The 13,926-nt window shown below is 66.8% G+C and carries 13 protein-coding genes; 5 read left to right on the forward strand and 8 right to left on the reverse strand.

Going from position 1 to position 13,926, the window contains the following annotated elements; all coding sequences use genetic code 11:
- Positions 1–33: 33 nt before the first annotated feature.
- Entirely contained in the window at positions 34–795 is a 762-nt protein-coding gene (locus ACXAED_RS06695; RefSeq protein WP_475048033.1) for a DUF6478 family protein, read from the forward strand.
- Between the two features lie 27 nt (positions 796–822).
- Positions 823–1,200, forward strand: a complete 378-nt coding sequence (locus tag ACXAED_RS06700) for a hypothetical protein (RefSeq protein WP_475048035.1) — start codon at positions 823–825, stop codon at positions 1,198–1,200.
- Positions 1,201–1,206: 6 nt separating this feature from the next.
- Here ACXAED_RS06700 and ACXAED_RS06705 read toward each other — a convergent pair whose 3' ends face one another.
- From ACXAED_RS06705 to ACXAED_RS06730, 6 genes are all read right to left on the reverse strand, one after another.
- Positions 1,207–1,950, reverse strand: coding sequence for an isocitrate lyase/PEP mutase family protein (locus tag ACXAED_RS06705; RefSeq protein WP_475048038.1), 744 nt, complete (start codon positions 1,948–1,950; stop codon positions 1,207–1,209).
- Positions 1,947–3,011, reverse strand: a complete 1,065-nt coding sequence (locus ACXAED_RS06710; RefSeq protein ID WP_475048041.1) for a bifunctional transcriptional activator/DNA repair enzyme AdaA — start codon at positions 3,009–3,011, stop codon at positions 1,947–1,949. Before ACXAED_RS06710 ends, ACXAED_RS06705 begins: the two co-directional genes overlap by 4 nt.
- Positions 3,012–3,468: 457 nt before the next feature.
- Positions 3,469–4,800 (reverse strand): S41 family peptidase, encoded by a 1,332-nt coding sequence (locus tag ACXAED_RS06715; protein ID WP_475048044.1) that lies wholly within the window; start codon positions 4,798–4,800, stop codon positions 3,469–3,471.
- A gap of 7 nt (positions 4,801–4,807) precedes the next feature.
- Positions 4,808–5,941, reverse strand: coding sequence for a murein hydrolase activator EnvC family protein (locus ACXAED_RS06720; RefSeq protein ID WP_475048046.1), 1,134 nt, complete (start codon positions 5,939–5,941; stop codon positions 4,808–4,810).
- Entirely contained in the window at positions 5,938–7,455 is a 1,518-nt protein-coding gene (gene gpmI / locus ACXAED_RS06725) for a 2,3-bisphosphoglycerate-independent phosphoglycerate mutase (protein ID WP_475048049.1), read from the reverse strand. The genes ACXAED_RS06720 and gpmI overlap by 4 nt, the downstream gene beginning before the upstream one ends.
- 147 nt (positions 7,456–7,602) lie before the next feature.
- A complete protein-coding gene (locus ACXAED_RS06730) occupies positions 7,603–10,530 on the reverse strand; it encodes an error-prone DNA polymerase (protein WP_475048052.1) in 2,928 nt (975 codons plus the stop codon).
- A 231-nt stretch (positions 10,531–10,761) separates the two neighbouring features.
- Here ACXAED_RS06730 and ACXAED_RS06735 point away from each other — a divergent pair, with 231 nt between their 5' ends.
- Positions 10,762–11,226, forward strand: a complete 465-nt coding sequence (locus ACXAED_RS06735) for a DUF1203 domain-containing protein (protein ID WP_475048055.1) — start codon at positions 10,762–10,764, stop codon at positions 11,224–11,226.
- Between the two features lie 152 nt (positions 11,227–11,378).
- Here ACXAED_RS06735 and ACXAED_RS06740 read toward each other — a convergent pair whose 3' ends face one another.
- Positions 11,379–12,311: an ABC transporter ATP-binding protein gene (locus ACXAED_RS06740; protein WP_475048058.1), complete on the reverse strand. Its 933-nt coding sequence runs from the start codon at positions 12,309–12,311 to the stop codon at positions 11,379–11,381.
- Positions 12,312–12,382: 71 nt separating this feature from the next.
- Here ACXAED_RS06740 and ACXAED_RS06745 point away from each other — a divergent pair, with 71 nt between their 5' ends.
- Both ACXAED_RS06745 and ACXAED_RS06750 read left to right on the forward strand, forming a co-directional pair.
- Positions 12,383–12,565: a zinc-finger domain-containing protein gene (locus tag ACXAED_RS06745; protein ID WP_421055269.1), complete on the forward strand. Its 183-nt coding sequence runs from the start codon at positions 12,383–12,385 to the stop codon at positions 12,563–12,565.
- A gap of 130 nt (positions 12,566–12,695) precedes the next feature.
- Complete coding sequence (locus ACXAED_RS06750) at positions 12,696–13,181, forward strand: flavodoxin family protein (protein ID WP_475048061.1); 486 nt, start codon at positions 12,696–12,698, stop codon at positions 13,179–13,181.
- 25 nt (positions 13,182–13,206) lie between these two features.
- On the opposite strand, the gene ACXAED_RS06755 is transcribed toward ACXAED_RS06750, so the two are convergent.
- Positions 13,207–13,914, reverse strand: a complete 708-nt coding sequence (locus ACXAED_RS06755; RefSeq protein ID WP_475048063.1) for an SDR family NAD(P)-dependent oxidoreductase — start codon at positions 13,912–13,914, stop codon at positions 13,207–13,209.
- Positions 13,915–13,926: the final 12 nt, after the last annotated feature.

A 13,926-nucleotide genomic window follows, 5' to 3' on the forward strand; every position in this document is an offset into this window, starting at 1 on the left:
CAGCAAGACCTCAACTAGGCAAGAGAGAGCACGATGGGCAGGATCATGGACCGGCTGATGCACCTGCGCAGCCTGCGCCGCTGGCGCGCCGCGGCAGAGGAATCCTCCCGCGCGCCCTTGTCCGAACTGCGCCGCCAGCGCAACCACGCCCGCCAGCTGCGCACCCATCTGGACCGGCTGATCCACACCGCCGACGGCCGCCTGGCGCTGCCGCAGATCGGCTCTTCCTTCTTTCCCCGCCCGCACGGCACCGACTGGTCCTGGCGCCCGGAGATGTGGCGCGGCCCCTTGCCGGAGCGCGGGTTGTCCTCAGTCCCGGCCAAGGCCCGGCTGGGGGATGAGGTGCAGCTGTTTCACGACTGCGCCTTCTCGGAACTCACCCTGCGCCAGCTGCGCAATACCCGCGAGGAGGATCTCGCCCCCTTCGGCCTGCGCATGGATGTCTTCAAATTCGACGGCTCCTTCCTGTCGCTGGTGGTCGACCTGCCGCCCGCCGCCGCCGAGGGGATGACCCGCCAGCATCTGTTGCGGGTGGACAGCATCATCGAATCGGAAAAGCCGATCGAGATCTTCGCCCGGCTCAACATCCAGCACGGACCCAACACTGAGCAGATCGTGCGCGAGCTGCCGATGGAGGAGAAGAATATCGTGGTGGAATTCGACCTGGCCTATTCCCGGCTGAACGAGAAGCGGATCGAGAAGATCTGGCTCGACCTGATTTTCGAAGCGCCCGACATGAACCAGGTTGTCCTGCGCGACCTGACCTTCTCGCGCCACCGCCGCGCGGCGATCTGAGGAACCCTGCCCCATGAGCACCCGGACATGAGCACCCTGACACTGACCAAAATCCGCTTCCGCAATGGCGTATGGGAGGGCCAGATCGGCAACGCCCCCGCCAGCGGCGCCAAGCCGGACATCACCGTGATGTTCCAGGATCAGCCGGTTCAGGACGTCCAGCTGACCGAGGGCCAAAGGGGCGGTGAATGGACCATCTCGGTGCCCATCCCGGCAGAGGCCGTGGCTGACGGGGTGCAGACCTTCGTTATCTTCGACGCTGCCGGCAGCACCCGCCTGGGCGATTTCACCCTGATTGCGGGCGAAGCCGTCTCCGACGACCTGCGTGCCGAAGTCGAACTGCTGCGCGCCGAGCTGGACATGCTCAAGCGCGCGTTCCGCCGCCACTGCCTGGAGACGATGTAAGCCCGCTTACTCCAGCGACTGGAAATGCTCGCCCAGAACCTGCATCAGCCTGGCGTGCGGGATCGGCCCGTAGCTGGCCCGCGCCACACCGGCCTGCCGCGCGGTTTCCAGCGTGATGCCGCGCATCATCGTATTGACCGGCAGCGGGCTCGCCTCGCAGACCCGGGCCACCAGATCGGGATCGCTCAGCCCCGGGACAAAGAACCCGTTGGCGCCCGCTTCGGCATAGGCCTCGCCGCGCTCCAGCGCCTCCGACAGCAGCGCACCGTGCTTGGAGGCATCCTTTTCCTTCAGGAACAGGTCGGTGCGGGCATTGACGAAGATATCCGCATGGGCCGCCCGCACCGCGGTCACCCGGCGGGCCTGCTCAATGATCCCGTACAGCTCCGCGGTGCCGACAACCTGATCCTCGAAGTTGAGGCCCACCGCGCCGGTTTCGGCCAGCCGCGCCACATTGGCGGTCAGCTGCTCCGGCTCGCTGGCATAGCCGCCCTCGAAATCAATCGTCACCGGCAGGTCCGTGGCCGCAATGATCCGCTCCGCGTTGCCCAGCACAAACTCCAGCGGGATCTGTTCCCCGTCCGGGAACCCTTGCGCCGCCGCCACCGGGTAACTGCCGGTCGCCAGCGCCGATGCCCCTGCCCCGGCAACCGCCTTGGCGCTGCCCGCGTCCCAGATGTTGTAAAGCACCACCGGGTTGCCCGGCTGGTGCAGCGCCGCAAAAGCCGCGGCGCGCTCTGAATATGTCATGCTGAAATCCTCTGTTTATAGCCTGTTTCAATCTCGATCAGCCGCTGCTTGCGCCACAAGCCGCCGCCGTACCCCGTCAGCGATCCATCCGCCGACAGCACCCGGTGGCAGGGCACCACCAGCGCCAGTTGGTTGGCGCCATTGGCCCGCGCCACCGCCCGCGTGGCCGAGGCCCGCCCCAGCTCCCGCGCGATCTGCGAATAGCTGCGGGTCTCGCCCGCCGGGATGGTCAGCAGATAGCGCCAGACCTCGCGCTCGAACCCGGTGCCATGCAGCGACAGCGGGGTCCGGAAATCCGCGCCTTCGCCCGCAAAGAACCGGCGCAGCTCCTCCGCGATCTGTTCTGTGGGTGCCGGGCGGCCAAAGCCCAGCCCCCCGGGCTGCGCCTTCTGCAGCTTGGCCACCTCGCGCGGCAGCGCCTTGCGGTCGGCGAACTCCAGCAGATGCAGCTGATGGGCGCAGCTGATCGCAATCATCGCGCCCAGCGGCGTGTCGATCCAGTCGGCCAGCAAGAGCGCATCCTTGCGGAAGGCGCCGGGCGCGATCCCCACCAGCTTGGCAAAGGCTGCGCGGAAGGCGCTGGCGCTTTCGAACCCCGCATCAATCTGCGCCGCAATCACCGGCTCCCCCGCCTTCAGCGCGGTGAAGCCTTCGCGCAGCCGCCTCTGCCGCGCAATCTCCAGAAAGGTCATCCCGAAATGCCGCTTGAAGGCGCGCCGCACGGTGGAGGGATCCAACCCCAGCCGCACCAGATCGCCTTCGCCCCAGCGGTAGGCAGGCCGCGCCTCCAGCCGGGCCAGCAGGTCCTGCACCACCGGGTCATCGCCGGCCGCCGCGGCCAGCGGCTTGCAGCGCTTGCAAGCGCGGAACCCCGCTTCGATGCAGTCGCCGGGGGTGGCATGGAACCGGCAGTTCTCGAACTTCGGCTTGCGCGCCGGGCAGGTCAGCCGGCAGAAGATGCCGGTGGAGGTGACGCCAACATAGGCGCGCCCCTCGTATGCGGCGTCACGGTCTAGCAGCGCCTGGTAGAGCGTGCGGGAATCAGGCAGGTCAAACATCATGGCCGGAGCATAGACCAGCCCGCCCGCTCAGTACGCCGAAGATCGGGCGTTGATTTTCAAAACGTTGCGATAAAGCCGGGCGGGGCGGAGCATTCCGCAAGCCGTTGCGCCGCCGCCGTGCGCTGCCTTCACGCAATCCTCACGCCGCTGTGCCACACTCCCGGCTGATCGAGATCACCCGCCATGGCCCCGCGCAAGGGCCATGATACGAGGCGCAGGCATCTGTGAGGCTGCCTGCGCGACACCCGGAGACCGGCCCTGATAAAAAGGGGGTCGTTCAGGAAATCCTGTCCGAGCAGGCCCCGAGGGGTCTGTCCATTCTCTGTCCGGCGGCGCCGCCCCCCTTATCATCCGGCACCCCGAAACGACCCGGAACGACACCGCCGCTATCAGGCGGCAGACAAGAAAAAGGCCGCCCAACCGGACGGCCCCTTTGTGCTGCGTGTTTGCGGCAGACTCAGTTCGGGCCCAGCGCCACCAGCCCCTTCAGGATGTCGATGGCATAGGCCAGCTGGTAATCCTCCTCGCGCAGTTCGGCGGCTTTCTCGGCCTGCTCGCGCTCTTCCTCGATCTGGCGGATCTCATCCTCGCTCAGGGAATCGTTGTTGAGGCTGCCGCGCAAGTCGGCTTCCGAACGCGAGCGGCGTGTGGGACTGTCCTCGTCCTCAGCCGCGGCAGTGCGGCGGGGCTGTTGCACCACGATGTCGGGCGAGACGCCCAGCGCCTGGATCGAGCGGCCCGACGGCGTGTAATAGCGCGCGGTGGTCAGGCGCATGGCGCCGTCGCCCTTGAGCGGCATCACCGTCTGGACCGACCCCTTGCCAAAGGACTTGGTGCCCACAACAATTGCACGGCGGTGATCCTGCAGCGCGCCCGCCACGATTTCCGAGGCCGAGGCCGAGCCGCCGTTGATCAGCACCACAATCGGCTTGCCGTCGGCCAGATCGCCCGGGGTGGCGTTGAACCGTTCGCCGTCCTCGGGGTTGCGGCCGCGGGTGGAGACGATCTCACCGGATTCCAGGAAGCTGTCGGCCACCTTGATCGCCTGGGTCAAGAGGCCGCCCGGGTTGTTGCGCAGGTCCAGCACGATGCCGTTGACGTTTTCCATGCCGCCGGCTTCCTCGATCTGCTTCTTCAGGTTTTCCTCGAGGTTCGGCGTGGTCTGATCGTTGAAGGTGGTGATCCGCATCACCACGGTGTTGCCCTCGGTGCGGGCCCGCACCGCGGTCAGCTTGATGGTGTCGCGGATGATCGAGACATCGAACGGCTCCGCCTCGCCTTCGCGCACCACGGTGATCACGATCTCAGAGCCGACCGGCCCGCGCATCAGGTTGACCGCTTCATCCAGCGACAGGCCCAGCACGCTTTCGCCGTCCACATGGGTGATGAAATCGCCGGCTTCCATCCCGGCCTCATCCGCCGGGGTGCCGTCGATGGGCGACACGACTTTGACAAAGCCCTCTTCCTGGGTGACTTCGATGCCCAGGCCGCCGAACTCGCCGCGGGTCTGCACCCGCATCCGGCTGGCGTCATCGGGCGACAGGTAGCTGGAATGCGGATCCAGCGAGGTCAGCATCCCGCCGATGGCCGCCTCGATCAGCTCCTTCTCGTCGACCTCCTCGACATATTGCGCGCGGATGCGCTCGAAGATGTCGCCGAACAGGTCAAGCTGCTCATAGACATTGGCCTCGCGCGTGCCTTCCTGCGCCAGCAAGGGGCCTGCAACATAGGTCGTGGCGACAATCCCTGCCAGCGTGCCGCCAACGGCGGCCATCGCAAATTTTTTCATCAAGCCTTCATCCACCTTTTCCAGTGCGGAACCATGTTTCCGGGTCCACCGGGCTGTTGTCCATTCTCACTTCTATATAGAGCGTTTCTGTCCGGTCAGTTCCACCCCCTTCACCGCTTGTTGACAGAATTGCGTCCGGTCCCGGATTTTCGCCGCTCATCAGCCCGACGGGGGTGCCTTCGGGGATCACCTGCCCCGCCTCGCCGAACACTTCGGCCAGGCCAGAAAGGACAAAGAGGGTTTTCGGCTGCGGCTCCAGAATCACCACGTTGCCCAGATCCAGAAGCGGCCCGCGGTAGCGGATGGTGGCGGCAGTGGGCGCGGTGACCAGCGCCCGCGGGCGGGTGGCGACCAGCAGGCCCGGGCGGGCAATGCCTGCGGCATCGCGCTGGCCATAACCGCGCAGCACCAGCCCTTCGACCGGCAGCGCCAAGGTGCCGCGCAGATCGCTGATGTCAGCGCTGGATTCGGCGATTTCGCCGCCGGCGATCTCGGCCAGCCCGTCGGCAAAGCCCGACAGCGTCTCGGTGGAGGAAATCAGGATCGCGGTGCGCACCGGATCAGCGGTGAACCGCTTGGGCAGAGTGGTGCGGTCGGCAATCGCGGTCGACAGCTGCACCCGCGCGGACTGCACGCCCGCCAGCCCCTCCTCCAGCGTCCTGGCCGCATTCTGCTGCAACAGCCGCAGCGCCTGCACCTCGTCCAGATCCGTCTTCAGCGACTGCGCCTTGGCGTGCAGCGCCGGGGTCACCTCCGCCAGCATCATCGCCGAGCGCGCAGCCCCCAGAGGCCCTGAGGGGTGCACCATCAGCACCGGCGGCGGCGAGGTTTCGATGGTCTGGATGATCCCCAATAGGCCCGAGACCTCCTCCTGCCGCGCCGCCAGCTGCGCGCTCAGCTGCGCCTCGCGCCGCGCCACCCGGCGCAGGCCGTCGCGCATCGCCGCCAGTCCGGCTTCAAACGCCTGCACCGTGCCGGTCAGCGCCTTCACCCGGTCGCGGGAGCTGTCGGCCTCCTGCAATTGAACCGAGGCGGCCTCCAGCTGCGCCGCGGCCTCGCGCGCGGCGGCTGCCGGGTCCGCCGCCGCCGGCAGCGGTGCAGCCAGCAGCGCCAGCAGCATCAGGCCCGCGCGCCGGATCATGACAGCAGGCTCTCCCCGGTCATTTCCGCGGGCTTCTCCAGCCCCATCAGCTCCAGGATCGTCGGCGCCAGATCGGCCAGCCGTCCATCCCGCAGCTGAGCGCCCTCGGGCCCGCCCACCAGCGCCACCGGCACCAGGTTCAGCGTATGGGCGGTGTGGGCGCCGCCGGTCTCGGGGTCGATCATCACCTCGCAGTTGCCGTGGTCGGCGGTGACGATCATCGCGCCGCCCGCCTTCTCCAGCGCTTCCACAACCTGCGCCAGGCCGCGGTCCACCGCCTCGCAGGCCAGCATCGCCGCCTTGATGTCACCGGTGTGGCCGACCATGTCGGGGTTGGCATAGTTGGTGACAATGAGGTCATAGCCCGCCTCGATCGCCTCGACGAATTTCTCCGTCACCTCCGGTGCGCTCATCTCCGGCTGCAGGTCATAGGTCGCCACATTCGGCGACTTGGGCATATAGCGGTCCTCGCCCTCTTCCGGCTCTTCCTTGCCGCCGTTGAGGAAGAAGGTCACATGCGGGTATTTCTCGGTCTCGGCCAGGCGGAACTGGCGCTTGCCCTGCTTGGCCACCCATTCGCCCAGCGTGTTGACGATGGCCGCCTTGGGATAGCAGGTGGTCATGTAATCATTGTGGCCGTCGGAATATTCAACCATGCCCAAGAGGCCCGCCAGCTGGGGGCGTTCGCCGGTGTCGAATTCGGCAAAGCCCGGCTCACCGATGGCGCGCAAGATCTCCCGCGCCCGGTCGGCCCGGAAGTTCAGGCAGAAGAACCCGTCGCCGTCCTTCACTCCCTCATAGCCTTCCAGCACGGTGGCGCCGATGAACTCATCGGTTTCCGACTGGTTATAGGCATGGTCCACCGCGCCATGGGCTGTCTGCCCAGGCCGCCCCTTGGCATGGATCATCGCATCATAGGCCTCGCTGACGCGGCCCCAGCGGTTGTCGCGGTCCATCGCGAAATAGCGCCCGGTGACGGTGGCAATCCGCGCGCCTTCGGGCAGCTTCTCTTCCAGTTCGCGGAAATAGCCAAACGCCGATTTCGGCGCCACGTCGCGGCCGTCGGTGATCGCATGCAGCCAGACCGGCACCCCGGCGTCCGTGATCGCTTTCACCGCCGCCAGGATATGATTGATATGCCCGTGCACCCCGCCGTCCGAGACCAGCCCCATCAGATGCGCGGCCCCGCCGGTTTCTTTCAGCCGCGCGATAAACGCCTGCAGCGTCTCGTTTTCAAAGAAGCTGCCATCCTCGATCGCCAGGTCGATCTGGCCCAGGTCCATCGCCACCACCCGGCCCGCGCCGATATTGGTGTGGCCGACCTCGGAGTTGCCCATCTGCCCGGTCGGCAAGCCGACATCCGGCCCATGGGTGATCAGCTTCGCGCTCGGCCCCTTGGCCATGATCGCATCAAACGTGGGGGTCTGCGCCAGATAAGGCGCGTTGGCCTTGCCCGGCTCGCCGCTGCCCCAGCCATCGAGAATGCACAGGACAACGGGTTTGGGTGCGGTCATGGGTCAGGCTCCGGGGCAAGGAAAGGTTCGCAAGCCTTCTAACGCCTCGCCGCCCCGGGGTGAACCGCCATTCCTGCCGCAGTTGGCGTTATCAGGCGCAAGATCAGGCGCAGACCCGCCCTGCGCCTTTCATCTTTCCCCAAATACTCAAATCCCCGGCCCGCCCTGCGCGCTGCCGTCTCTGTCCTGCGGCGTCAGCAGATGCCGGATCAGCGCCACCGGATGCGCCCGCAAGCTCAGCCGCATGGCGACGTAATCCTCCACCACCTCCTCGCCCAGCCCCATCTGCGGCAGGCTGGCCTCCGGCTCATAAATCGCCTCGCCGTCCAGCTCGCGGGCAAACAGCGGCAGCGGCTTGCGGGCGGAGATCGCCTTGGCCGCCCATAAGGCTTCCCGCCGGTTCAGCCCCAGGGAGGCAAAAGCGTCCGCCTCCGCCAGGCGTTCGATCACCGGCGGCGCGATGCCTGCCTTGCGCCAGACGTCCTCCACCTCGTGATAGCCGTTGCCGCGCGCCGCGGTCAGCCAGGCGGCATCCTCGTCGCGCAGGCCTTTCACCTGCCGGAACCCCAGCCGCAGCGCCAGGCCGCCGTGGCCGTCGGGCTCCATCACGTTGTCCCAATAGGAATTGTTGATGCAGACCGGGCGCACCTCGACCCCATGCGCGCGGGCGTCGCGCACGATCTGGGCGGGCGCGTAGAACCCCATCGGCTGGGCGTTCAGCAGCGCGCAGGCAAAGATCCCCGGATGGTGGCACTTGATCCAGGCCGAGGCATAGACCAGCAGCGCGAAACTCGCCGCATGGCTTTCGGGAAACCCGTAGGAGCCGAACCCCTCGATCTGGGAGAAACAGCGTTCGGAGAACTCCGCATCATAGCCGTTCTTCGCCATGCCGCGCAGGAACAGGCTGCGGAATTCGCTGACGTTGCCGTGTTTCTTGAAGGTCGCCAAGGACCGCCGCAGCCGGTCGGCCTGCTCCGGCGAGAAGCCCGCGCCGACGATGGCGATCTGCATCGCCTGCTCCTGAAACAGCGGCACGCCGAGGGTCTTGCCCAGCACCTCGCCCAGCGCGTCGGAGGGGAAATGCACCGGCTCCTCGCCATTCCTGCGGCGGATATAGGGGTGCACCATGTCGCCCTGTATCGGGCCGGGGCGGACGATGGCGACCTCGATCACCAGGTCATAGAAACAGCGCGGCCGCATCCTGGGCAAAAAGTTCATCTGCGCCCGGCTTTCGACCTGGAAGACGCCGATACTGTCGGCCCGGCACAGCATGGTATAGACCGCCGGATCCTCCGGCGGCAGGGTGGCGAGGCTGTAATCCAGCTGGTGGTGCTGCTGCATCAGGTCGAACGCCTTGCGGATGCAGGTGAGCATCCCCAAGGACAGCACATCGACCTTGAGGATGCCGAGCGTGTCGATGTCATCCTTGTCCCAGCAGATGACCGTGCGGCCCTCCATGGTGGCGTTCTCGATCGGCACCAGCTCATCCAGCCTTCCTTGGGTGATGATGAAACCGCCCACATGCTGGCTCAGATGCCGGGGAAAGCCGATGATCTGCTCCACCAGCTGCATGGTCAGCTGCAGGCGGCGGCTGTTCGGGTCGAGGCCGATCTCGCGCATCCGTTCCGCCTCCACCCCCTTGGTGCTGAAAAAGCCCCAAAGCTGCGAGGACATGGCCGAGATGGTGTCCTCGGTCAGCCCCATGGCGCGGCCGACCTCGCGGATGGCGCGCTTGCCGCGGTAGTGGATCACCGTGGCGCAAAGCCCTGCGCGTTCCCGCCCATAACGCTCATAGATCCACTGGATCACCTCCTCGCGCCGCTCGTGCTCGAAATCGACGTCGATGTCTGGCGGCTCGTCGCGGGCCTCACTGACGAAGCGCTCGAACACCATGGTGCCCAGCTCCGGGCTGACGGAGGTGACGCCGAGGCAGTAGCACACCACCGAGTTCGCCGCCGAGCCGCGGCCCTGGCAGAGGATGCCGCGGGAGCGGGCAAAGGCGACGATGTCGCGCACCGTCAGGAAATAGGGGTCGTATTTCAGCTTGGCGATCAGGGCCAGCTCATGCTCCAGCAGCGCGCGCACCTTGTCCGGGGCGCCGCCGGGGTAGCGCCAGCGCAGGCCCTCTTCGGCCAGCCGCCTGAGCCTTTGCGGCGGGGTTTCCTGTTCGCTGCCTTCATCCGGGTAGTCATAGCGCAGCTCATCCAGCGAGAAGCTGAGCTGGTCCGCCAGCCGGGCGGCATTGTCCACCGCGTCCTCATGGCCGCGGAACAGGCGGCGCATCTCGGCCTCGGACCGCAAGCGCTGCTCGCCATTGGCCATGGCGGCGCGGCCCAGGGCTTCGACCTTGCAGCGCAGGCGGATGGCGCTCAGCACGTCGCCCAGGCGGCGGCGGCTGCCGTGGTGCATCCGCGGCGCGGCGCTGGCCAGCGGCGGCAGGTTGAGATGTTCCGCCAGCTCCGCCAGCGCGGCAAAGCGGGCCCGGTCGCCGCCGTCATAGGCCGGCGTCATCAGCAGGTGCATCCGCCCGGCAAAGCGGCGCGTCAGCGCGTCCATATGCGGCCCCCATCCGCCCGCGCCGCAGGGCAGATGTCCCGCCTGCGGCAGCAAGAGCAGGTGGAGGCCGTCTGCAAACTCCAAAAGGTCTGAGAGGTGGAGAATGCAGCTGCCTTTCTCTGCCCGCAGCCGGCCGGTGGAGATCAGCCGCGTCAGGCTGCCCCAGCCGGTGCGGTTCACCGGCAGCGCGATCACCTCCGGCGCATCGGTGAAGACCAGCCGCGCCGCCGGGATCAGCCGCACGGTTTCATAGACCGGGAAAGAGGCGGGCTGCGGAATTTCTGCGGGGCGCGGCGGGCCGATGGGGGTGTTGCGGCGGTCCCAGGCCTGCCGCTCGCGCACCCGGCGGGCGATGTCGCGGCACTCCGCATGGGCGCGCACGATGCCCGCCACCGAGTTTTCGTCGGCAATGGCAATGGCCGCGATCCCCAGCTCCAGCGCACGGGCCGCGTACTCCTCCGGGTGGGAGGCCCCGGTGAGGAAGGTGAAGTTGGAGAGGCAGGCGAACTCGGCAAACATGAGTCGTATGATATTCCCGTTTTGTTCTCATGTGGAGTCGCACCGCACGCACCTGCCGCGACGTGCCCCCGCGCCGCGCGCCAGCGCGGCGCCCGGCCCAACCGCCGCAGGGCATTTTCAATGCCCGCCCGGCGGGCGGGAGCGCCCCCGGCGGTCTGCCGGATGCGCAGGATCCGGGTCGATTGCGGCGGGGCGGTTCAGGCAGGGTGTTGTCAGCAAAGGAGAAACCCCATGACCAGAATCACCGCCCTGCCCACAGATATTGTCCGCGCGCTGCAGGATGGCGGGCCGGACGCCCATGGCCAGATGCCGGAGCGTACGGTGTCAGACGGCGGCGCCAACCCCTGCCGCCATTGCCTGCAATACATTCCCGCGGGCGCAGAGATGCTGATCCTGGCCCACTGCCCCTTTCCTGAGGCGCAGCCCTATGCCGAGACCGGGCCGGTCTTTCTGTGTGCGGATCACTGCAAGCGGCATGAGGGCGAGCAGGTGCCGGAGGTTCTGGAAGGCTCCCCTGATTACCTGATCAAGGGCTACAGCGCGGATCACCGGATCGTCTATGGCACTGGCATCGTGATCCCGCAGGCGGAGATGATGGCACAGGCCGGAAAGATCCTGGAGGATGAGCGGGTGGAGTACATCCACATCCGGTCGTCGCGCAATAATTGCTATCAGGCGCGGATTGACCGGGGGTGAAAACGTGATGCTGGCCTCAAAAAGTTGAGGGCAGCGCCCGTCCCGGCGGGGTGGAAGCGAAGCGCCCGCATCGTGCTGGAAGCGCGCCTCCGGCATGACGGGGGGCGGGACGGGCGCGGCCCGGCCTACCGGCCGGGCGGAACAGCCGTTAATTATGCCTGTGTTTTCGTCAGCGACAGGAAGACATCCTCTAGGTCCGCCTCTTCGGTTTTCACGTCGCGAATGCTGATCCCGGCGGCGCGGACCGCGGCCAGAACCTCTTCGGCACTGGTCGTGCGGCTGCGGTAGCGCAGCACCACGGCGCCGTCTTCGCGCAGGCCGGCCTCGATCCCCTCGCCCTGCGGCAGCGCCGCGGCAGGCTCTGCCGGCTGTACCACCATCGTCTTGGCATCGAGCCGCCCCAAGAGGCTCGCCTTGCTGTCGCGTGCGACCACCTCGCCCTGGTTGATGATGGCGATCTCGTCGCACATCTCCTCGGCCTCCTCCAGGTAATGGGTGGTGAGGATGATGGTCATGCCCTGCGCGTTCAGCTTGCGGATGTTCTCCCACAGCATCTGGCGCAGCTCGATGTCGACGCCCGCCGTCGGCTCGTCCAGCACCAGAACCGAGGGGCGGTGGACCAGCGCCTTGCCCAGAAGCAGACGCCGCCGCATACCGCCGCTAAGCGTGCGGGCATAGGCCTCTGCCTTGTCCTCCAGCCCGATCATGCGAAGGATTTCGTCGCTGTGCCGCTCGTGCTTGGGCACGCCGTAAAGCCCCGCCTGCACCTCCAGCGCGCCGCGCGGGGTGAAGAAGGGGTCGAGGTTCAGCTCCTGCGGCATGACGCCGATGGCGGCGCGGCTCTGGCGGGGGTTTTCGTCTTGGTCAAAGCCCCAGATCGTCACCTTGCCGGAGGTCTTGCGCACCAGCCCGGCCAGGATGTTGATCATCGTCGACTTGCCCGCACCATTCGGACCCAGCAAGCCAAAGACCGAGCCGCGCGGCACCGTCAGGTCAACGCCCTTCAGCGCGTGTTTCTCCGGCTGGCCCTTATAGCCGCCGTAGATTTTACGCAAAGCCTCGATACGGATTGCATCGCTTGTCATTGCCGCTCTTGCCCCCGGTTTTTGCTTGGCTCATAAATGCGCCTAGCCGAAAACCGAAAGGACTGCCAGCCATGAGCATCGAAGCGCCGGAAACCAAGATCGTTGAGAGCCGCAAGGTGGCCTGTGACGGCAGCGAGGGCGCGTTGGGGCATCCGCGGGTTTATCTGCTGATCCCCGAAGAGGAGGGGTTCGTGGAATGCCCCTATTGCGACTGCAAATACGTCTACAAGGACGCGGCAAAGGCGGCGGAGTGATCCGGGCGGCGTGAGGCCGATCGGGCGGAGGCCCGGTCCCGGAAAATTCGAATTTTCCGGCCAAATTTCTTTGAAGAAATTTGCCAGCGCCCGGTAGTCTGCCGCTGGATGAAACAGGCGGGCGGCAGCGATGGCACAGCTCTTGATCGTTTACCACAGCCGCACCGGCGGCAGCCGCCAGATGGCGGAGGCTGCGTATGAGGCCGCGCGCGGTGAAACAGAGACCATCCTGAAACAAGCCGAAGACGCCGGGCCGGAGGATCTGCTGGCGGCGGATGGCTATATCTTCTGCGCGCCGGAGAACCTGGCGGCGCTGTCGGGGATGATGAAGGAATTCTTCGACCGCTGCTATTACCCGGTGCTGGGCCGGATCGAAGGCCGGCCTTATGCGCAGATGGTCTGTGCCGGATCGGACGGAGAGAACGCCGCCCGCCAGACCGCGCGGATTGCCACCGGCTGGCGCCTGAAAGAGGTGCAGCCGCCGCTGATCCTCTGCACCCATGCGCAGACGCCGGAGGCGATCCTGGCGGAGAAGGTGATCCCCGAAGACGAGCTGGACACCTGCCGCGAGCTGGGGCTGGCGATGGGCGCAGGCCTCAGCATGGGAGTGTTCTAGGCCCCTGCCCTGCGGCGAGCGGCGGTCAGAGCTCGACGCGCACCTCGTGCATCCACAGTTTCGGCGGGCGCGACAGCATGAAGACCACGACATCGGCCAGGTCCTCCGGCTCGGTGAAGATGTGGTTGGGGACGTCTTCGCCTGCCTTGGCGAACATGCCGGTGTTGGTGCCGCTCTGATACAGGCCCGCGACGCGCACGCCGGTTTCTGCCTCGTCGACCTTCAGCACATCGGTAAAGCCGCGCACGCCGTATTTGGTGGCGGTGTAGACCGACTGGCCCGCCTGCGCCACGACACCGGATTTGGAGGCGACGTTGAGAATGGCGGCCTCCTCCCGGTCGCGCAGTGCGGGCAGCAGGTGGCGGGTCAGCTGCATCAGGCCGGTCAGGTTGGTCTGCACCGTGGCCATCAGCATCTCCTCCGAAATGCTGTCCAGCGGGCCGGCCTTGTGCCAGATGCCCGCATTGTTGATCAGGATATCCACGCTGCCGAAGTCCTGGAGGATGGCCTTGGCCGAGGCAGAAATCGCCGCCGGATCGGTCATGTCCGCCCCGTAGCTGCGCGCCTCGGGAGCGCCGAGGCTGCGGGCCTCCTCTGCCACCTGTGCCAGACGGTCCTGGTTGCGGCCCAGAATTGCCAGCTTGCAGCCCTCGGCGGCCAGTTTCAGGCAGATATGCTTGCCGATGCCATCGCTGCCGCCCGTGACAATGACCGTTTTTCCGTTGAGCTGCATGGGGTTCCGTCC

It is taken from the genome of Leisingera sp. ABM4_103, from assembly GCF_056158685.1.